This is a genomic window from Acidisphaera sp. L21, assembly GCF_009765685.1.
Classification (GTDB): domain Bacteria; phylum Pseudomonadota; class Alphaproteobacteria; order Acetobacterales; family Acetobacteraceae; genus LMUY01.
Map to the genome: position 1 here is coordinate 351,827 of NZ_LMUY01000145.1, position 20,603 is coordinate 372,429.

A 20,603-nucleotide genomic window follows, 5' to 3' on the forward strand; every position below is an offset into this window, starting at 1 on the left:
ACCAGCCGAGCCCCCATTGCCTTGGCGATCTGCATCCCCATCAGCCCCACGCCCGAACTGGCACCCTGGATCAGCACCGCCTCGCCCGCCACCATGCCCCCCGCCGTCACCACCGCGTTGTGCATGGTCTGCAGCCCGATCGGCAGCGTCGCCGCCTGCTCCCACCCCATGTTGTTGTCTGGCAACTTGCTCACCCGGCCATAATCCGCCAGCGCATACTCGGCCCACCCGCCAGAGCCCGAGCACATGACACGGTCGCCCTCCCGCAACCCCGGCACACCCGGCCCCACGCCGGCTACCTCGCCCGACCACTCCATCCCGATCACGATGCCCTTGCCGCCGATCGCGCCATGCGCGTGCCCGGCCGCAATCCCCAACTCCGCCCGGTTCAACCCCGCCGCCCGCACCCGCACCAACACCTGGTTCGGCCCCGCCACCGGCACCGGCACATCCCGCAGATCCAACCCGTTATCGCCAACCACCATCGCCCGCATCACCAGCACTCCCTCGCGTCATTTGGGCCTGACGATCGGAGCCGCCCGGGCTAGTGTCAAACCACCGGGACAAACAGGAGAGCACCGCATGGACACGAACATGGGCACCAAGCCGGAGGATGTCGGCCTCTCCTCCCGCCAACTCACCCGAGTGTCCGACTGGGCCCAGCGCCTGGTCGATGACGGCAAGCTCGCCGGCGTCACCACCATGGTCGCCCGCCACGGCCGCATCGCCCACCTTCACTGCTGCGGCATGGCCAACCAGGCCACCAGCCAGCCCATGACGCCCGACACCATCGTCCGCATCTATTCGATGACCAAGCCGCTCACCAGCCTCGCCATCATGATGCTGTACGAGGAAGGCCGCTTCCAACTCGACGACCCCATCTCCCGCTTCCTCCCCTACTTCGCCCACATGCGCGTCGCCTCCGGCGGCCAGCGCGGCAAGATCGACACCGTCCCCGCAGCGCGCGAGATTACCTTCCGCGACCTGCTCACCCACACCTCCGGCCTCACCTACGGCTTCATGCAATCGACCCTGGTGGACGCCGCCTACCGCGAGCACGCCATCGATTTCGGCGCCGCCGAATGCACCCTTGGCGAACTGGTCGAACAACTCGCCGCCCTCCCGCTCCTCGCCCAACCCGGCGCCGAGTGGAATTACAGCGTCGCCACCGACGTCCTCGGCCACCTGGTCGCCGTGATCTCCGGCGAACCCTTCGGCGACTACCTGCAACGCCGCGTCATCGACCCCCTCGGCATGGTCGACACCGCCTTCCACGTCCCCGCCCAAAAACACGCCCGCTTCGCCGCCAACTACGCCCGCGGCCCCAACGGCGCCCTGGCCCTCATCGACGACCCCGCCACCAGCCGCTACCTCTCCCCCCGCCCCATCTGCTCCGGCGGCGGCGGCCTCGTCGCCACCGCCGCCGACTACATGCGCTTCTGCCAATTCATGCTGAACAAGGGCGAACTCGACGGCACCCGCCTCGTCGGCCGCAAAACCATCGAGCTGATGACCGCCAACCACCTCAACGGCGACATGGCCGCCATGGGCATGCCAAGATTCAGCGAGAGCAGCTACGCCGGTGTCGGCTTCGGCCTCGGCTTCTCCGTCACCCTCGACCCGGCGCGCGCCCAAATCCTCGGCACCCCCGGCGAATTCGCCTGGGGCGGCGCCGCCAGCACCGCCTTCTGGGTCGACCCGGCCGAGGACATGGCCGTGGTTCTGCTCACCCAGCTCATGCCATCCTCCACCTACCCGATCCGTCGGGAGCTGAGGGTGCTGACCTACGCGGCTGTGTTGGATTGACAGCATGAAGCATGGGGCGTCGCCCCAAACCCCACCGGAGGACAGTCGTCCCCCGGCCCCCTTTTAAATAGGGGGGCGGAGTGGGGGAGGGGCGCCGTCCGGGTCGGGCGTCTCAGCCGATGAGGCCCAGCCCGGCACAGGCGTCGCCGCCCGGCTGAAATTCACCCGCACCGGATCGATCCCCAAATCCCGGCAGATCTCCCGAACGATCACCTCGACCGGCCGATCGCCGAGCTCCTCCAGCGTATCGAGGCTATCCAGCCGCTCCCGAAACGCCTCGCTCAGCCGCTCCGCCCGCTCGCCATCGGCATGGCGAGCAATCGCATCCGCCACCGCCCGCCCAATCTGCCGCCGGGCCATGGCCTGCCGATCGTCGGACCGCCCCGGCCGCGCCCACCCCCGATCCAGCCTTTCTGCCAGCCAAACCGTCCGCCGAATGGCGCGCGCGACCTTGTCGTAGGCCGCGGCCACGATCCCAGCCCGCCGCACGGCATCCCGCCGGGCTTCCCCGGCCGCACTCGCCGCCCGATCCGCCTCGATCGCCTCCGCCAACGAAGTCGCCACGGGTTCAATCCCCGCCGCCACCGTCGCGGTCGCCGCCGCCTCCGCGAGGGCACTCTCCGCCTCCGCCGCATGGCCCACCATCCGCGCCACACTCACCCCCACCTCGACGACCGCCACCAACGCCGCCCGAAATATCTCGGGCGCACGGGTAAGCTCATCAGGAAGGGGAGGGGAGGGACGCATGGGTCATCGCAGGGACCACACGACCGGCGGGAGTTTCAAGGGAGTTTCACACGCGAGGCGATCCGGCCGTATTTTTCGGGTGCCGTTACTCATTGATGTGATTACCTCAAGAGAAATGCCCGAAGGTCTTGATTTTTGGAACACACGATCTTGCACTGCACGCCACAAATTCGATCTAATGAGGAAGGCGAGGGCATGAGCGATGACTACTCAGAAGATTGTGGACTGCATACGCAATGGCCAGGTTATTGCCAGCTATAAGTTGGGCTATGAGACAACCATAGGCCCTTCGGCCACACCCGATCTTATCGCGACGGCTAAAGAGAACCTTATCAATGAAGAGCTAGTAAAGCCGCCCTTCGATTGGTCTGGAATCGATTTCAAGATCCGTAGCGGTTGATTGGTCTCTCTGCTATCTAGGTATTTCCCGATTATTATCAAACATTTCCATAATGGATACAAAGGTATTAGGATGCCTCCCGCCTACATTGCCCCGGATACCATTGAGGCTTTCAATTGCCCGCACTGCGGTGCACTCGCTCATCAAGACTGGTTTCGCGCCTGCGCTTACGCCTATGAGAAAGGAAGCTTTCCCTGGAAGGTTCGCGATGATCTGGATGATTGGCTAGAAGAAATCAAACATAATCCAGATTTCAATGAAGCAACAAAGACGTTTTTTAGAAAGAAGAAGACAGGAAAGATATTCCCACACGTCGGTGATGGTAGTAACTATTATGCCAAATGCTTAGAGAATCTCGATGTTTCAAAGTGCTTTAGTTGTGAGCAATTTTCTGTTTGGCGAAATAGTAATTTAATATTTCCACATGTATTCCCTGATATAAAACCCAACGAAGACATGCCAGATGACGTGCGCGTTGATTTTGAGGAAGCTGCCCAAATTCTTACTTCTTCTCCGAGAGGAAGCGCCGCTTTGTTGCGACTTGCCGCCCAGAAGCTTTGCAAGCACTTAGGAGAAAAAGGAAAGAACATTAATGATGATATTGCGGCTATGGTAACCAAGGGACTAGATGTCAGAATTCAAAAATCACTAGATGTCGTTCGTATCGTAGGTAACGACTCGGTCCACCCCGGTCAGATTGATGTTAGAGACAATCCTGAAATGGCAAAAAAGCTATTTGGACTTATAAATGTTATTGTAGATACCATGATTACTCGACCTAAACATATAGACCAGCTCTTTGGTGATTTGCCTGAGGGCAAAAGAGCTGAAATCGCAAAGCGGGACACTTCCAAGTCCTAAGTTGACGTAACATCGATCGGCGTTAAGGCGCCCATCGTCTCCAAGCGGCCTGGGCACAGGTGCTCAAACTCGAGCCGCGCATGCTCGAAGCGAGCCGCAACCATCGCCGCTGCACTCAACCAATCTAGCCCCCTACCCCGAGCCCAAGGCCAAACCACCCTCCAGCGATCGGCCACACTCCCGCCGACCCCTATATCTCCCGGCAGACGACGCTCCTTCAATGACAACCCCGCATTATGATCGCAGCCCAAACCGCCTGACCCGGAACCACCCACCCATGCCCGACACCCCCACCCCCCAAACCGGCCAATGCCACTGCGGCACCGTCCGTTTCTCGGTCACCCTCACCGATGGCCTCAACACCATCCGCCGCTGCACCTGCTCCTACTGCCGAATGCGCGGCGCCGTCGTCGCCATGGCGGCCATGGGCGGAATCCAAATCCTCCAGGGCGAGGACGCGCTCACCAGCTATCGCTTCCACACCGGCGCCGCGCAGCATTTCTTCTGTTCCCGCTGCGGCATCTACACCCACCACCAACGCCGCTCCGACCAATCCCTCTACGCCGTCAACGTCGCCTGCCTCGATGGCGTCAGCCCATTCGATTTCCCCGAAATCCCCGTCACCGACGGCATCAACCACCCGAACGACAGCGGCAAACCAGCCCGCCAAGCCGGCACCCTCCGCTTCATCTCCGCGGCCTAGCATCCCGGCCCCGCCGCTTGGCATGGCTGCATACCCGGCCTATAACCATCGCCAACCGAAACGATGCCTCGCCCGCATAGGCCAGCCGAACACGCGAGCCGAACACGCCAGCCAGGCACGCCAGCCGGGCACGCCAGCCAACCACAGAGGACCCCGGGGATGAACAAATTCGGCGGCTCCAACTACATCCTCGCCATCCAGGACCAAAAAGGCGGCACTGTCGGGATCAACAAGCCCGCGATATCCCGCGCCAGCAAACAGGTCATCACCGACTCCGCCATGAGCTACGCCAGCGCCAAGTCGATCCCCTTGCAAAACCGCTTCTCCACCCGCCGCACCGAGACGACCGACGGCGATCGGATCAAGGGCTGGCTTCCCAATTTCGACCTCGGCAAGTTCACCCCGCTCGCCTCGCACTCCCTCGCCGGGGTAACGCAGGACGACAAGCTCTTCATCTTCGCCCACGGCAACGATTACGGCGTCGCCTACATGGCCGATGACTTCCCCATGAACGCCTCGGTGGAAAACGCCAACGCGTTGGCCGACCTGCTGCGGCGCAGCGGCCTACGCAGCGTCGGCCTCATCACCTTCAGGGCCTGCTTCGTCGGCCAAAACAACTTCCTGAGGGATTTCGCCCTCGCGCTTGCCGGTCGCAGCATCAAGGTCGGCTGGCTCAAGGGCTACAAGGGCACCGCCGCGACGACGGCCAAACCCGGCGGCTTCACCGAAGAAGTCGAACTCGGCGGCAAGGTGCTCACCAACGCCGGCCCCACCGCCACTATCGTCAACAACCCCCGCTACCGGATCGTCCGCGGACCTGGCGGTCTCTTCGAAGGCAAAGATTTCGGCCGCTACCAGGGCAACACCCCCGCTGCCCTGGGCCGCAGTTTCGCCAACGCCCAAATGTCGATGGCCGACATCCTGGACGACTAGGCCCCCCGCCGCACCGTCGTACCCTTACGCCATCTCCGGCCTCTACGAACCATCCTCGGACAACGCCGGCATCGGGCCGAACACCATGCTGATGCTGGCCGCCGGCCAGGAACGCCAGCCCGCGCAGTGCAGCCTCGGCGCTCCCGCACCAACACGCTCTATATCCCCCGCCGCCGGATTTGTTTATGGGACCCCACACGCTTCGGCTCAAATGAGGAACCCGTTTTATGGCTAAGACACCCGGCCCCCCCAAGGCGAAGGCTGCGCCCCCCGCGCAATTCGACCTCTACGCCCGCAAGGGCGGCAGCGGTGGCGGCGGCGGCAAGGGCGGACCAGGCGGCCCAGGCCGTGGCCGGGACGAAAAGCGTCCCCCGTCCCGCATCATCAACCTGCCCCCCACCGTGGTCGACCGCGGCGAGGGCTGGGTCATCCACAAGGTCGGCAAGGTCGACCAGGCCTCCCACACCCCGGCGGGCGCCGAATACCAGCTCGTCTTCGAGGGCCACGACCCCCTGATCTTCAGCTTCCTCGGCGCCGCCCGCGACCGCTCGAAGGAGCCACCACCGGAGAAGGCCGCCCCCGTCGAGGAACCCGTCGCTGAGGAACCGATCGCCGAGGAACCCGTCGCCGAGGAACCGGTCGCCGAAGCCGAGCCAGCCGAGGATGCCCCCGCCGCCGAAGCTTCGGCGGAAGCCCCCGCAGCAGCGGCGTCCGAGCCCGAGGCGCACACCCCCGAGCACCCGGCCACAGAAGCCTAGCAACAACGAAAAACGCCGGTTCGGGACCACAGGGCGGTCCCGAACCGGCCGCGCGCTACCCGGCGGCTAACTCGTCCGTCTGATAAATCCGCACGATCTCGTCGAAATCCGCGTCGCCCTTGAACCCCAGCGCCAATGCCTGGGTGCAATCGAACCGCTCCGGCCAGGTCTCCACGATCGCCAGCACCGCCGGGTCGGCCACGCGCCGGATCAGCGCCACTGCCGCATCCCCCGCCGCCCGCCGCAACGCCTCGATCTCGTCGGCCACCGTTGCCGAGATACCCGGCATCGTCAGGTTCCGCCGCCCGCCCAGCGCGGCCGTATCCATCGCCCCCGCATGCAGCAAATACCCGATCGCCGCCCGGGGGGAGGCGAACCAGTGCCGTACCGTCTCCGGCACCGGCAGCACCGCCTCCATCCCATTCAGCGGCTCCCGCAAAATGCCCGAGAAGAACCCCGACGCCGCCTTGTTCGGCTTGCCCGGCCGGATACAGATCGTCGGCAGGCGGATCCCCACCCCGTCGATGAACCCGCGCCGCGTATAATCCGCCACCAGCAATTCCCCGATCGCCTTCTGCGTTCCATAACTGGACAGCGGCGTCAGATTGAAATCATCGGGAATCGAGGCAGGGAAGGGCGCCCCGAACACCGCCAGCGATGACGTGAACACCAGCCGCGGCCGATACCCCCCGCCGACCTTGCGGATCGCCTCCAGCAAATGCCGCGTCCCATCCAGGTTGACGCGATACCCCTTCTCGAAATCCGCCTCCGCCTCGCCCGACACGATGGCCGCCAGGTGATAGATCACGTCCGGCCGCCCCGCCACCAGCCGCTCCGCCTCCCCAGGCTGCGATAGGTCGGACGACGAAACCTCCGCACCCGGCGGCGCCGGCGGCGGCACGATGTCATGCAACGTCAGCTTGCCGGTCAACGCGGCAACCAATTTGCGCCCCAACATCCCGCCCGCGCCCAGAACCAGATAATGCGTCATGGCCACTCCCCCGTTTCCCAATGGCTAGCAGAATTGTTGCGCGCGGTCGTCCCGCCCGTCATCATGGGCGCAACAAACAACCCCGGGGCATCACTGGGGAGATAAGGGGAAACATCATGCTGCAGCGCCGTCGCATGCTTCAATCCGCCGCCGCAATTCTTGCTGCACCCGCGTTGGTCGAACGCGTCGGTGCCCAGCAAGCCTTCGACTGGAAGCAGTTCAAGGGCCAAAGCCTCACCATTTCCATGACCAAGAGCCCGCGCGCCGACGTCATGCAGGCGCACCAGAAAGAGTTCGAGGCGCTCACCGGCATCAAGGTCGAATCCGAACAACTGCCCGAGCAGCAGCAGCGCCCGAAAATGGTGCTCGAACTCTCCACCGGCCACCCCTCCTTCGACGTCACCCATTTCTCCCTGCACGTCTCCAAGCGGATCGTAGGGCAGGGCAAATGGCTGGAGGATCTGCGCCCCTACATCGCCAACCCGGCGCTCACCCCCGCCGATTGGGATTTCAAGGATTTCAGCGCCCCCTCCATCGCCGCGGCGACGCAGCCGGACGGCCGCATGGACTCCCTCCCGCTCGAGACGGATTTCTGGCTCGTCTACTACAACAAGCAACTCTTCGCCGACAAAGGCATCGCCTTCCCGAAAACCCTCGACGATATGATGAAGGCCGCGCACGCCCTCACCGACAAATCCACCGGCACCTACGGCTTCGTCGGCCGCGGCCTGCGCAACGCCAACGTCCCCGTCTGGACCAGCTTCCTGCTCGGCCAGAACCAGGCCACCATCACCGCCGACGGCACCAAACTCCTCACCGACACGCCGGAGGCCATCTGGGCCGGCGAATACTACAAGACCATCATGCGCGAATGCGCCCCACCCGGCGTCGTCGGCTTCAACTGGAACGAAAGCCAAACCAGCTTCATCCAGGGCAAGATCGGCATGTGGCTGGACGGCGTCGGTTTCGCCCCGCCTTTGCTGGACAAGACCAAAAGCAAGATCGCCGACCACGTCGGCTTCGGCCTCATGCCCGCCGGGCCAAAGGGCCACCATTGCCCCGTCTTCACCGACGCGCTCGGCGTCGCTGCCACCAGCAAGGCGAAAGGCGCCGCCTATCTCTTCTGCCAATGGGCCACCAACAAGGCGATGCTGCTCAACCTCGTCCGTGCCGGCGGCGGCGCCTCCCCACGCCTCAGCACCTACGCCGATCCGGACCTGGTGAAGGACAGCCCCTTCGGCAAGGAATGGCTGTCTACCCTGCTGGAAAGCGCCAAGATCGCCCAACTCGGCTTGCCCGAAATCATCCCCGTCACCGAATTCCGCGACACCTTCGGCGTAGCCCTCACCGACATGATCGGCGGCGCCGACGTCGCGTCCTCCCTGAAAAAAGCGACCGAGAACTTCAAGCCGATCCTGGAGAAATCGCTGAAATCATGAGCGCCCATGTCGCCACCATCGCGCCGGCCAAACCGGCCACCGCCCACCAACGCCGCCGCAACTACGCCAGGCGATACCGGCTCTTCATCGTCCCCGCCGGGATCGTCGTAGCCGCGGTCATCGTATTCCCGTGGCTGTTCACCCTGTTCATGTCGGTGCAGGATTTCCACGTCGGCGGCGCCATGACCTTCGTCGGCCTGGCGAACTACACCCGAATGCTCAGCGACGAGCGGTTCCTCTGGGCCATCCTGCACACGCTCTACTTCACCGTACTGGCCGTCATCTTCCCCACCATCCTCGGTGTCATTGCCGCCGTCTGTTTCAACCAGCGCTTCCCCCTGCGCGGCCTCGCCCGAACCATTTTCATCCTCCCGATGATGGCCACGCCCGTCGCGGTCGCCCTGGTCTGGACCATGATGTTCCACCCCCAATTGGGCGTCCTGAACTATCTCCTAACCTCCATCGGCCTCCCGCCCTCCACCTGGGTCTACGACAGCGCCACCGTCATCCCGACGCTGGTCATGGTCGAAACCTGGCAATGGACGCCGCTCATCATGCTCATCGTCCTCGGCGGCCTGGCCAGCCTGCCGCAAGACCCGTACGAGGCCGCAGCCCTGGACGGCGCCTCCGCCTGGCAATGCTTCATCAAGATCACTCTGCCATTAGTCTGGCCTTTCATCATGGTGGCCCTCGTCCTCCGGGCCGTCGACGCCCTCAAGGCGTTCGACACCATCTTCGTCATCTCCGGCGGCGGCCCCGGCACCTCCAGCGAAACCCTGAACCTCTACCTCTACCAGGAAGCCTTCGCCTATTACGACATAGGCTACGCCTCAGCGATCGTAGTGGTGTTCTTCGTGCTCATCCTGCTGGTGACGCTGCTGCTCATGTCCCGCCGCGCCAAGGCAGCCGCAGCATGAAGCAATCCCTCGCCTCCCGCCTCGGCCTGTATTTCTCGGTCATCGTGCTGGTCTCCCCGGCGATCCTGGTCTTCCTCTGGATGCTGTCCCTCTCCCTCAAGAACGAGGCCGACAACACCGCTTTCCCCCCGGTCTTCATCCCCAACCCGCCAACCCTGGCCAACTTCATCGATGTGTTCGAGCGCAATGATTTCGTCGAATACACCATCAACTCGGTCATCGTCTCCTTCGGCGCCACCATCGCCGCCCTGCTGGTCGGCGTCCCCGCCGGCTACGGCATCGCCAAGGCCAAGGCCGGCGGCTCCGCCGCCCTCATCCTCGTCGCCCGCATCACCCCCGGCCTCAGCTACCTCGTGCCGCTCTTCCTACTCTTCCAATGGCTGAACCTCACCGGCACCCTGCTGCCGATCCTCATCACCCACCTCGTCATCACCGTCCCAATCGTCGTCTACGTCATGATCGGCTTTTTCGAAGGACTTCCCGGCGAACTGGAAGAAGCCGCCCTCGTCGACGGCGCCACCATCTGGCAAGCCTTCCGCACCGTCGCCTTGCCCCTCGCGCGACCCGGCATCGTCGTCGCGACGATCCTGTCCTTCATCTTTTCCTGGAACAACTTCATCTTCGGCGTCGTCCTCGCCGGCCGCCACACCCGCACCCTGCCAGTCGCCGTCTACAACGTCCTCACCTTCGAACAGATCAGTTGGGGCCCCCTGGCCGCCGCCGCCCTGCTGGTCACCGCCCCCGTCCTGATCCTGACCCTGCTGATGCAGAAAGAGATCGTAGCCGGACTCACCGCCGGAGGCGTCAAAGGCGGTTGAAGGTTGGGGCGTCGCCCCAAACCGCATGAGAGGACAATCGTCCTCTCAACACCTAGTCATAAGGTGTCCAGAGGATGACGATCCTCTGGCGGGGCGTGGGGCAGAGCCCCACCTACTCCGCCGGCGCGTGCACGATCCGACGCCGCTTGCCCCGCGCCAGCCGCTCCAGCGCCAGATACACCACCGGCGTCGTATACAGCGTCAACGCCTGGCTCACGATCAGCCCGCCGATGATCGCGATCCCCAGCGGCACCCGGTATTCCGACCCGGTGCCGAACGCGAACGCCAACGGCAGCGCCCCCAGCAGTGCCGCCAGCGTCGTCATCGTGATCGGCCGAAACCGCTCCAGACACGCCGCATGGATCGCCGCTTCCGGCGACAGCCCGCGCTCCCGCTCCGCCTCCAGCGCAAAATCCACCAGCATGATCGCGTTCTTCTTCACGATCCCCATCAGCAACACGATCCCGATGATCGACATCACCGACAACTCGCCCCCCGTCACCACGATCGCCAACAGCGCCCCCAGCCCGGCGGAGGGCAGGGTGGACAGGATCGTCAGCGGATGCAGCAAACTCTCGTACAGCACGCCCAACACGATATAGATCGTCAGCAGCGCCGCCCCGATCAGCGCCGGCTCCGACGCCAGCGATTGCTGCAGAAACTGCGCATTTCCCGCGAACTGCGTCTTCACCGTATCCGGCATCCGCAACGCCAGCGCCGTCTGCGTCACCAGGTCCGTCGCCTCCCCTAGCGCCATGCCCGGCGGCAAATTGAAGCTGATCGACGCCGACGGGAACTGCCCCTGGTGCCGCACCGCCAACGGCGCCGTCCCCCGCTCGAAATGCGCCACCGCCGACAGCGGCACCTGCTGCGCACCCGGCGCGCCCACATAAACGCTTTGCAGCATCGACGGATCGCGCTGCAACGCCGGGTCGACCTCCAGCACCACCTTGTACTGGTTCCGGTCGCTATAAATCGTCGAGATCTGGCGCTGAGCGAACGCGTTGTTCAGCGCATTGTCGATCGCCGTCGTCGACAGATGCAGCCGCGCCGCCGCATCCCGGTCGATCACCACGTTGGATTGCGGCCCCGACCGGTCCTGGTCGCTGGTCACATCCGCCACGCCGCCGCCCTGCTGCAACGCCGTCTGCAGCTTCAGCGTCCACTCCCGCAACTCGGCCAAATTGGGGTCCAGCAGGATGAACTGGAACTGGCTCCCCCCGCTACGCCCGCCGCCGCGCAGATCCTGCGCCGAAAACAGATACGCCTGCACATCCGGCATCGCCTGCAGCTTCGGCCGCAGCCGCGCGATCACCTCCTCGCTCGACAATCCGCGCTCGCGCAACGGCTTCAGCGCCACCGTCAATTGCCCCCGGTTCAACGAGGAAAACCCGCTGCTCACCCCCACCGTCGACCCCACGCTCGCCACCGCCGGGTCGGACAGAATGATGTCCACCACCCGCTTCTGCCGCGCCTCCATCGCCACGAACGACACCGACGGGTCGGCGATCGTGCTCCCCAAAATCAACCCGGTATCCTGCAGCGGCAAGAAGCCCTTCGGCACCTCCCGGTACAGCAGCACCGTGCCCACCGCGCAGCCCAGCGTCACCAGCAGCATCGTGCGGCGCCACCGCAGCGCCACCGTCAGCGTGCGCGCATACAGCCCGGCAATGTCGGCGATCTCGCTCTCGATCCACCCGTCCAGCCACGCCATCCACCCCGTCACCGGCACGTGCACCCGGCCGAACCGCCCCATGATCATCGGCGTCAACGTCAGCGACACCACCGCCGACACCGCGATCGCCAGCGTCAGCACCATCGCAAACTCGTGCAGCAGCCGCCCCAGCAGCCCACCCATGAACGTGATCGGGATGAACACCGCCACCAGCGAGATGGAGATCGACATCACGGTAAACCCGATCTGCCGCGCACCCTTGATCGCGGCCTGCAATGGCGGCTCGCCCCGTTCCGCATGGGTGCTGATGTTCTCGATCATCACGATCGCATCGTCGACCACGAACCCGACCGAAATGGTCAGCGCCATCAGCGAGAAATTGTCCAGGCTATACCCAAGCTGCCACATCGCCGCGAGCGTGCCTGCGATCGACAACGGCACCGTCACCGCCGCGGCCAGCGTCGGCACCAGCCGGCGCATGAAGATCAGCACCACCAGCAGCACCAGCGCCACCGACATCAGCAATGATAGCTGCACGTCGTCCACGCTGGCGCGAATGGTCGCCGTCCGGTCCGCGATGATCGTCACATCGATGTCCGGCGGCATCCAGGCCAACAGATGCGGCAACTCCGCCTTGATCCGGTCCGACGTCTCGATAACGTTGGCGCCCGCCACTTTGCTGATGTTCAGCAGGATCGCCGGCGTCTTCCCGCTCCACGCCGCCAGGCGCACATTGGCCACATCCTCCGTCACGCTGGCCACGTCGGACAGCCGCAGGGCGGACCCGTTCACCGACTTGATCACCAGCCCGGCGTAATCCTTGGCGTCCGCGATCTGGCCGTTCACCTCGATATCCTCGGCGCGGTCCTTGCCCTCGAAACTTCCCGTCGCCTCCGTCACGTTGGCATTGCGGATCGCGGTATAGACATCCTGCGCCGCCAGGCTGGCCGCCCGCAGCGCGCCCGGGTCCACCCGCACCCGCACCGCCGGCTTCTCCGCCCCGTTGATCTGCACCTGGCTCACCCCGTCCAACTGGGACAGCCGCTGCGCCAGGATCGTGTCCGCCGCGTCATACACCTGGCCCGGCGACAGCGTGGACGACGTCAGCGCCAGCGATAGGATCGGCGCGTCCGCCGGGTTGAACTTGCGGTAGATCGGCCGCGAGGGCAGGTCCGCCGGCAAATCCGACGTCGCGGCATTGATCGCCGCCTGCACGTCATGCGCCGCACCCTCGATATCGCGATCGATGTCGAACTGGATCACGATGGTGGTCGTGCCGATCGCCGAGGTCGACGTAATCTCCGTCACCCCCGCAATCTCCCCCAATCGCCGCTCCAGCGGCGATGCGATCGAGGTCGCCATCGTCTCCGGATCCGCACCCGGCCGCCCCGCGCTCACCACGATGGTCGGGATATCGACCGATGGCAGCGGCGCCACCGGCAAAAACCGGTACGCCACCGCACCCGCCAACAACAACCCCAGCGCCATCAGCATCGTGCCGATTGGCCGCAGGATGAAGGGCGTCGAAAAATTCACCGGGCCAACGCCTACTCCGCAGCGATCGGGCGCATGCGGCCACCGAACCGGGCCCGCATCCGCTCGAACGTCACGTAGATCACCGGCGTCGTGTACAGCGTCAGCAACTGGCTCAGCAGCAGCCCGCCCACGATCGTCACCCCCAGCGGGAACCGCAACTCAGACCCGGTGCCGTGTTCCAGCACCAGCGGCAGCGCGCCCAGCAGTGCTGCAAACGTCGTCATCATGATTGGGCGGAACCGCAACAGGCAGGCTTCCTCGATCGCCGCCTCCGGTGACAGCCCGCGCTCCCGCTCCGCCTCCACCGCGAAGTCGATCATCATGATGGCGTTCTTCTTCACGATGCCCATCAGCAGCACGATGCCCACCAACGCCACCAGCGACAGGTCCAGCCCAAACAGCATCAGCGCCAACAGCGCCCCGATCCCGGCGGAGGGCAGGGTGGACAGGATGGTGATGGGATGGATCGTGCTCTCGTACAGCACGCCCAGCACGATGTAGATCACGATCACCGCCGCCAGGATCAGATACGGCTCCGACACCAGCGATCGCTCGAACTCCGCCGCATCGCCGGAATAACTGCCGGTGACCGTCTCCGGCAGCCCCAAATCATCCTCCGCCGCCCGCACCGCCGCTACCGCATCCCCCAGCGACGTGCCCGGCGCCGTATCGAACGACAGCGTGACGGACGGAAACTGCTCCTGATGCGTAATCGCCAGCGGCCCCACGCCGCGCGTGATTGTCGCCACCGCCGACAGCGGAATCAGCGACTGCGCCGCCCCCGACACGGTTGCGCCACTCGTCGTGCTCTGCCCCTGCGCCGACAGCACGCCCGGCACCCGTAGCCGCAGCAGCGACGCCGGGTCCGCCTGCCACGACGGGTCGGCCTCCAGCACCACCCGGTACTGGTTCGCCTGGGAGAAGATGGTGCTGATCTGGCGCTGCCCGAAACTGTCGTACAGCACGTCCTGGATCGTCTGCATCGACACGCCCAGCCGCTGCGCCGCCTCCCGGTCCACGGACACCCGGGTCACCAGCCCCTCATCCTGCTGGTCGGTGGCGACGTTGCGCAGCCCGGGCTCCTGCTTCAGCCGCGCCAGCAGCCGCGGCGCCCAACTGGCCAGCTCGGCGGCATCGGTATCCACCAGCGTGTACTGGTATTGCGTGCGGCTGATGCGGGTGCCGATCTGGATGTCCTGCACCGGCTGGGTGAACACGGACAACCCGGGGATTTCGTTCGCCTGCGCCTGGATCCGCGCCTGCACCACGCTCACCGTCTCCCGCTCCCGCCGCGGCTTCAGCGCGATCGTCACCCGCCCGGAATTCGGCGTCGGGTTGATCGACCCGGCGCCCACGAACGACGTCACGCCCTCCACCGCCGGGTCGCGCTGGACGATGGCGGCAAACCGGGCCTGGAGCTTGGCCATGGCCGGGATGGAAATGCCCTGGCTCGCCTCCGTCACCGCCACGATCACGCCAGTATCCTGCGGCGGCAGGAAACCCTTCGGCATCACGACATACAGGGCGATCGTGCCGATCAACGACGCCCCGGCGATCAGCAGCACCAGCGGTTGCGCCGCCAGCGCCCAGCCCAGCGTGCGCTGGTAGCCGCTCGTGGTGCGGCGGAACCCGCTTTCGAACCAGCGGGCGATGAAGATCGGCTTGGTCTCCTGCTCCAGCGGCCGCAGCAACCGCCCGCACATCATCGGCGTCAGCGTCAGCGACACCACGGCCGACACCACCACCGACACCGCCAGCGTCACCGCAAACTCATTGAACAGCCGCCCGACCACACCCGTCATGAACAACAACGGAATGAACACCGCGATCAGCGACACCGTCAGCGACACGATGGTGAACCCGATCTGCTTGGCGCCCTTGTAGGCAGCCTGCAGCGGAGCCTCCCCCTCCTCGATATACCGCACCACGTTCTCGATCATCACGATCGCATCGTCCACGACGAAGCCCGTGGAAACCGTCAGCGCCATCAGCGACAGGTTATCCAGCGCGAACCCCAGCATCGACATCACGCCGAACGTGCCGATCAGCGACAGCGGCAGCGCCACCCCGGGGATCACCGTCGCCCGCCACGACCCCAAAAACAGGTAGATCACCGCGATCACCAGCACGATCGCCAGCAGCAGCGTGTACTGCACGTCCGCCACGGACGCCCGGATCGTCTCCGTCCGGTCCAGCACCACCTGCAACCGCACCCCCGTCGGCAGGGAGCGTTCGAGCGCCGGCAGTTGCGCGCGGATTTCGGCCACCGTCTGCACGATGTTGGCGCCGGGCTGGCGCTGGATGTCCAGGATCACCGCTGGCCGGCCATTCAGGGCCGATACGACGCGGTTATTCTCCACATCCGCGATCACCTCGCCCACGTCCTGCAACCGCAGCGGGGCGCCATTCTTGTAGCTGATCACCAGCGTGCGATACGCGTCCGGCGTCAGCAACTGGTCGTTGGTGGACAGCGCGAACGCCTGCGCCCGCCCGTCGAACCCGCCCTTCGCCCCGTTCACGTTGGCGGCGGACACCGCGGTGCGGATATCCTCCATCGACAAATTATACGCCGCCAGCCGCGCCGGATCGATCCGCACCCGCATGGCCCGGCGCAGCCCGCCCTGTACCGTCACCTTGCCCACGCCCACGATCTGGCTCAGCTTCGGTTGCAACAGCGTGTCCGCCGCATCCGCCACCGTATCCAGCGGCACCCTGTCCGACGTCAGCGCCAGCGTCACGATCGGCGCGTCCGCCGGGTTCACCTTCGAATACACTGGCGGGTAGGGCAGGGTGGACGGCAGCGTCCCCGCCGCGGCGTTGATCGCGGCCTGCACGTCCTGCGCCGCGCCATCCATCGACCGGGACAGATTGAACTGCAGCGTAATCTGGCTGGTGCCCTCGCTGCTGGTGCTCTCCATCGACGACAGCCCGGTGATCTCGCCGAACTGCCGCTCCAGGCTGGCGGTGATCAGCGTCGCCGTCACGCTCGGGCTGGCGCCGGGCAACTGGGTCGACACCTCGATGGTCGGGAAGTCCACCTGCGGCAGGGCCGACACCGGCAGCGCACTGTAGCCCAGCAGCCCCGCCAACAAGACCGCGACCGCCAGCAGCCCCGTCGCCACGGGCCGCGCAATGAACGGGGCGGAGATGTTCACTGGCCGCGCCCTACTGCGTCGACGCCCGCTGCCGGCCCTGTCCGGGCGCCCGGCGGCGGCGTTCCGGGCGTTCCGTCTCGGCTGGCTCGCCCGGGGTCTGTATCTTGATCTTCGATCCGTCCGTCAGGCGCGACGCCCCGTCCAGCACCACCCGATCGCCGGCCTGCAGCCCGGCCGTGATGATGGAGACGGATTCGTCCTCATGCCCGACCTGCACCACCTTGCGGATCACGTCGGTGTCGTCCTTCAGCAGGAACACGAACGTGCCCTGCGGCCCGCGTTGCACCGCGCTGGGCGGTATGCTCACGACCTGGCGCTGCGTATCAACCAGCAGGCGCACATTGATGAAGCCGCCCGGCCATAGCGCCAGGTTGGGGTTCGGGAACGTCGCCTTCAGCTTGATCGTGCCCGTGCTCTGGTCGACCGTATTGTCCAGCACGGCCACCTTGCCCCGGTCCAGCACCGTCTTGCCGTCATTGGCGACACCCTGTGGCAGCGCCAACACCTCGGGCGCGCCATCCCGCATCGCGCTCGCCACCGCCGGCAAAGTCTGCTGCGGCAGCGTGAACACGACGGAGATCGGCTGCAATTGCGTGATCACCGTCAGCGGCGTCGTGTCGCTGGCATGCACGATGTTGCCCTGGTCGACCTGGCGAATGCCGGTCCGCCCATCCAGCGGGCTGCTGATCGTGGTGTAGGACAAATTCGTCCGCGCCGTGTCGATCTGCGCCTGGTCCTGCCGCACCAGCGCCTCCGTCTGCGCCACGGTGGATTTCTGCGTGTCGGATGTCTGGGCCGAGGTATACGCCGTCGCCGCCAGCTTCTGGTAGCGCACCAGGTCCACCCGCGCGTTGGCCAGTGTCGCGTCGTCCTGCGCCTTCTTCGCCACCGCCTGGTCCAGCGCGGCCTGATAGGGGCGGGCATCGATCTTGGCCAGCACGTCGCCGGTCCGCACGTCCTGGCCTTCCTTGAACCGCACCTCGACGAGCGGCCCGTCGATCATTGCCTTCACGGTCACGGTGTTGAACGCCTGCACAGTGCCCAATGCGTCCAGATACACCGGCACGTCGGTCGTGGTGGCCGTGGTGATCAGCACCGGAATGGGGTCGCCCGCCGCCCCGCGCCGTCGGCCACCGCGCCCGCCGCGCGCCGCCTGTTCCGAGCCCTCGGGCGGCGTGTAGATGAACTCCCGCCACACGCCATACCCGACACTACCCAGCACGATCAGAACAATCAGGATGCGGCCGAGCTTCATGATGACCCTATATTGGTCGGCAGCACCCATCCGCCACCGAGCGCCTTGTAGAGGTTGATCAGCGCCTGGAAGTGCAGAAGCCGGACCTGCGCCAGCGTGTCCTGGTCCCCGAACAAGGTATTCTGCGTGTTCAGCACCGTGGTGATGTCCACCGTGCCCGCCGCCAATTGCGCCCGTGCGATATCGGCCGCCCGCTGCGCCACCGCCACCGCCTGGCGCTCCAGCGTCTCCTGCTGGGCGGCGTAGCGAACCGCGACCAGATAGGTCTCCGCATCCTGGAACGACTGCAGCACCGCCTGGCGATACGTGGCCACCAACTCCGCGAACCGGCCCTTGGCCTGGTCCAGATCGCCCTGCTTCAGCCCGTTATCGAAGATCGTCTGCGTCACCGAGGCCGCGGCGTTGAACAACATGCTGCCCGGCCCCAGCAGGGTGGACAGCGCCAGGCTCTCGATCCCGCCCTGGGACGTCAGCTGCACCGCTGGAAAGAACGCGGCCCGCGCGGCGCGGATATTGCCGTTCTGCGACACCAGATTGGCCTCCGCCTCTGCCACATCCGGGCGCCGCGCCAGCAATTCGGACGGCATGCCACCGCCAACCGTGGGGGAGGGCAGGTTCGACAGCGTGTCCGCCTTGATGGTGATCGATTCCGGCGGCCGCCCCACCAGAGTGGACAGCGCGATGACCTGCTGTTCCATCTGGCTCTGCAAATTCGGGATCTGCGCCGCTTGCCCGGCGACCAGCGCCTCCTGCTGCGCCACATCCAGCGCCGTCGCCGTGCCTACCTGCACGCGCACCTGGAACACCTTCAGCGTGGACTGCGCATCCCGCAGGTTGCGCCGCGCCACAGCCAGTCGGTCCGCCGCCCCCAGCGCCTGGAAATACGTCGTCGCAACCGAGGTCACGACCGTCAGCGCCACCACATCCTGGTCGAACCGGCTGGACAGCGCCGCCGCCCGCGCCGAATCGTAGGTCGCCCGGTTCTTGCCCCAGAAATCCACCTCGTAGCTGATCGCGGCCTCGGCGCTGTACTGGCGGCTGTCGGTATAATGGCTGGTGGCACTGCTGCTGCCTGTCACCACCGTGCTACCCGTGCTGGTCGTCGTCGTCGTCGTGCCCGACCCGGTGCTGGTGCTGGACGTCAGCCCGCTGCTGCCGGTGGTGATCCCCGACGCCGAACTGCCCCGCCGGCTGGACCCGATCCGGCTGTAGCTCGCATTTCCCGTGGCACTCACGGTCGGCAGCAGCGGCGACCCGTTGATCGCCACCTGGGCATCCGCCTGCACTACCCGCGCCGCCGCGGCCGCCAGATCCTGGTTGTTGGCCCGCGCATCCTCGATCAGCCGCGTCAGCTCCGGCGAGCCGAAACCGCGCCACCAATCCGCCGCCGGCCACGCCTGCCGCGCCGTTTCCGCGGTGGCGCGGAACGAGGCGGGGATGGCAAGTTTGGGTCGTGCGTAATCCGGCCCCAGGTCACATCCGGACAGGGGGATCGCGATCGCGACCAGCGCGAGAGTGAAGGCGTGCGTCATCCGCAATGGGGCAGTCGCAGTGGGGCAGTCCTCGAATGGCGGGCGGCGCGCCCCGATAGCACAAAACGACATCCCCAATGTAACCGCAGGATTGCGGCGGTGCGATGGCCGAATTGCGAGTGACTCGCAAAAAGATCCCCAGCCTCGAGGAGACCGTTCGAGAATGCGCTGCGGTGAGTCAGAGGCGCCCTTGCGCTGGATGGCCGCCGCAGTAGCGCTCTTGAATGGTCTCTCAGATGGAGGCGAGGATCCGCCGGGCCAGCTTCAAATGCGGCTGGTCGATCATTGCGCCATCCAGCGTCAGCACGCCCGAATCCGGGCTGGCCGCGAACGCGGCCTCCACCCGGCGCGCCCAAACCACGCGCTCCTCGGAGGGCGTGAACGCCGCATTCGCCGGCGCGATCTGCCCGGGATGGATGCACAATTTCCCCACGAACCCGTCGCGGGCGGCCTGCGCGGCCTCCCTCACCATGCCGGCCGCGTCCTTTGGGTCCGGCCACGGTGTGTCGATCGCCGGCACCCCAGCCCACGCCGCCGCCAGCAGCGTCGCGGCCCGCGCGGCCATCACCGGGGCGGCATACCCATCCGGCCCACGCGGCGCGATGCCCAGATCGGCCGATAAATCCTCCGCCCCGAAGCACAGTCCCAGCAGGCGCGGCGTCGACCCGGCGTAATCCATCGACCGCAGCGAATCCGCCGTCTCCGTCACCAGCGCCAGCACGCCAATCCCACCGGGTGGCAGACCGGACGCCGTCTCCAGCGCCTCCAAATGATGGTCCAGCGCCGCCAGATCGGCCGGCCCGGTGCATTTCGGCAGCAGGATCGCGTGCGGCCGGCTCGGCACCACCGCGGCCAGATCCGCCAGATACCACGGCGTGCCCGGCGGGTTCACCCGCACGACGACCGCCCGGTCCATCGGCAACATCGCCGCAACCATGCCGCGCGCCATGTCCTTCTGGCCCGGCGCGACCGAATCCTCCAGGTCCAGGATGACCCCATCCGCCTCGGACGCCACCGCCTTGGCGGCCTTACGCTCCGAATCGCCGGGCGCGAACAGCAGGGACCGTAATTTCATGC

General features: G+C 65.9%; 16 protein-coding genes. 8 read left to right on the top strand and 8 right to left on the bottom strand.

Annotated elements, in window-relative coordinates:
• Positions 1 to 494 (bottom strand): alcohol dehydrogenase catalytic domain-containing protein (locus GSQ76_RS28225; protein ID WP_158747436.1); only part of this gene is annotated, 494 nt, incomplete at its 3' end.
• 88 nt (positions 495 to 582) lie between these two features.
• On the opposite strand from GSQ76_RS28225, the gene GSQ76_RS28230 reads away from it, so the two are divergent.
• On the top strand, positions 583 to 1,806 hold the full coding sequence (locus tag GSQ76_RS28230) for a serine hydrolase (protein WP_216851329.1): 1,224 nt from the start codon (positions 583 to 585) through the stop codon (positions 1,804 to 1,806).
• 63 nt (positions 1,807 to 1,869) lie between these two features.
• Here GSQ76_RS28230 and GSQ76_RS28235 read toward each other — a convergent pair whose 3' ends face one another.
• Positions 1,870 to 2,487: a hypothetical protein gene (locus GSQ76_RS28235; RefSeq protein WP_158747374.1), complete on the bottom strand. Its 618-nt coding sequence runs from the start codon at positions 2,485 to 2,487 to the stop codon at positions 1,870 to 1,872.
• Positions 2,488 to 3,025: 538 nt separating this feature from the next.
• Between GSQ76_RS28235 and GSQ76_RS28240 the strand changes: the two genes are divergently transcribed.
• The 4 genes from GSQ76_RS28240 to GSQ76_RS31475 all read left to right on the top strand — a co-directional run bounded on the left by GSQ76_RS28240 (position 3,026) and on the right by GSQ76_RS31475 (position 6,208).
• The gene (locus GSQ76_RS28240) at positions 3,026 to 3,814 is read left to right on the top strand and encodes a DUF4145 domain-containing protein (RefSeq protein WP_158747375.1); all 789 of its coding nucleotides are present in this window, start codon (positions 3,026 to 3,028) and stop codon (positions 3,812 to 3,814) included.
• Between the two features lie 277 nt (positions 3,815 to 4,091).
• Complete coding sequence (locus GSQ76_RS28245; protein WP_158747376.1) at positions 4,092 to 4,517, top strand: GFA family protein; 426 nt, start codon at positions 4,092 to 4,094, stop codon at positions 4,515 to 4,517.
• A 159-nt stretch (positions 4,518 to 4,676) separates the two neighbouring features.
• Positions 4,677 to 5,450, top strand: a complete 774-nt coding sequence (locus tag GSQ76_RS28250; protein ID WP_158747377.1) for a hypothetical protein — start codon at positions 4,677 to 4,679, stop codon at positions 5,448 to 5,450.
• A gap of 227 nt (positions 5,451 to 5,677) precedes the next feature.
• Positions 5,678 to 6,208, top strand: coding sequence for a hypothetical protein (locus tag GSQ76_RS31475; protein WP_216851330.1), 531 nt, complete (start codon positions 5,678 to 5,680; stop codon positions 6,206 to 6,208).
• A gap of 55 nt (positions 6,209 to 6,263) precedes the next feature.
• On the opposite strand, the gene denD is transcribed toward GSQ76_RS31475, so the two are convergent.
• On the bottom strand, positions 6,264 to 7,199 hold the full coding sequence (gene denD, locus GSQ76_RS28260) for a D-erythronate dehydrogenase (RefSeq protein ID WP_158747378.1): 936 nt from the start codon (positions 7,197 to 7,199) through the stop codon (positions 6,264 to 6,266).
• A 116-nt stretch (positions 7,200 to 7,315) separates the two neighbouring features.
• Between denD and GSQ76_RS28265 the strand changes: the two genes are divergently transcribed.
• From GSQ76_RS28265 to GSQ76_RS28275, 3 genes are read left to right on the top strand one after another with little or no spacing between them, the layout of a single operon-like run.
• Positions 7,316 to 8,638 (top strand): sugar ABC transporter substrate-binding protein, encoded by a 1,323-nt coding sequence (locus GSQ76_RS28265; RefSeq protein ID WP_158747379.1) that lies wholly within the window; start codon positions 7,316 to 7,318, stop codon positions 8,636 to 8,638.
• Positions 8,635 to 9,555: a carbohydrate ABC transporter permease gene (locus GSQ76_RS28270; RefSeq protein WP_158747380.1), complete on the top strand. Its 921-nt coding sequence runs from the start codon at positions 8,635 to 8,637 to the stop codon at positions 9,553 to 9,555. The genes GSQ76_RS28265 and GSQ76_RS28270 overlap by 4 nt, the downstream gene beginning before the upstream one ends.
• The gene (locus GSQ76_RS28275; RefSeq protein WP_158747381.1) at positions 9,552 to 10,373 is read left to right on the top strand and encodes a carbohydrate ABC transporter permease; all 822 of its coding nucleotides are present in this window, start codon (positions 9,552 to 9,554) and stop codon (positions 10,371 to 10,373) included. The genes GSQ76_RS28270 and GSQ76_RS28275 overlap by 4 nt, the downstream gene beginning before the upstream one ends.
• 112 nt (positions 10,374 to 10,485) lie before the next feature.
• On the opposite strand, the gene GSQ76_RS28280 is transcribed toward GSQ76_RS28275, so the two are convergent.
• From GSQ76_RS28280 to GSQ76_RS28300, 5 genes are all read right to left on the bottom strand, one after another.
• Entirely contained in the window at positions 10,486 to 13,584 is a 3,099-nt protein-coding gene (locus tag GSQ76_RS28280) for an efflux RND transporter permease subunit (RefSeq protein WP_158747382.1), read from the bottom strand.
• An 11-nt stretch (positions 13,585 to 13,595) separates the two neighbouring features.
• Positions 13,596 to 16,739, bottom strand: a complete 3,144-nt coding sequence (locus GSQ76_RS28285) for an efflux RND transporter permease subunit (protein ID WP_158747383.1) — start codon at positions 16,737 to 16,739, stop codon at positions 13,596 to 13,598.
• A 10-nt stretch (positions 16,740 to 16,749) separates the two neighbouring features.
• Positions 16,750 to 17,994 carry an efflux RND transporter periplasmic adaptor subunit gene (locus tag GSQ76_RS28290; RefSeq protein ID WP_158747384.1) on the bottom strand — a complete coding sequence of 415 codons (1,245 nt, stop codon included), beginning with the start codon at positions 17,992 to 17,994 and terminating at the stop codon, positions 16,750 to 16,752.
• On the bottom strand, positions 17,991 to 19,598 hold the full coding sequence (locus GSQ76_RS28295) for an efflux transporter outer membrane subunit (protein WP_254070679.1): 1,608 nt from the start codon (positions 19,596 to 19,598) through the stop codon (positions 17,991 to 17,993). Before GSQ76_RS28295 ends, GSQ76_RS28290 begins: the two co-directional genes overlap by 4 nt.
• Positions 19,599 to 19,758: 160 nt before the next feature.
• Positions 19,759 to 20,601, bottom strand: coding sequence for a CoA ester lyase (locus GSQ76_RS28300; protein ID WP_158747385.1), 843 nt, complete (start codon positions 20,599 to 20,601; stop codon positions 19,759 to 19,761).
• Positions 20,602 to 20,603: the final 2 nt, after the last annotated feature.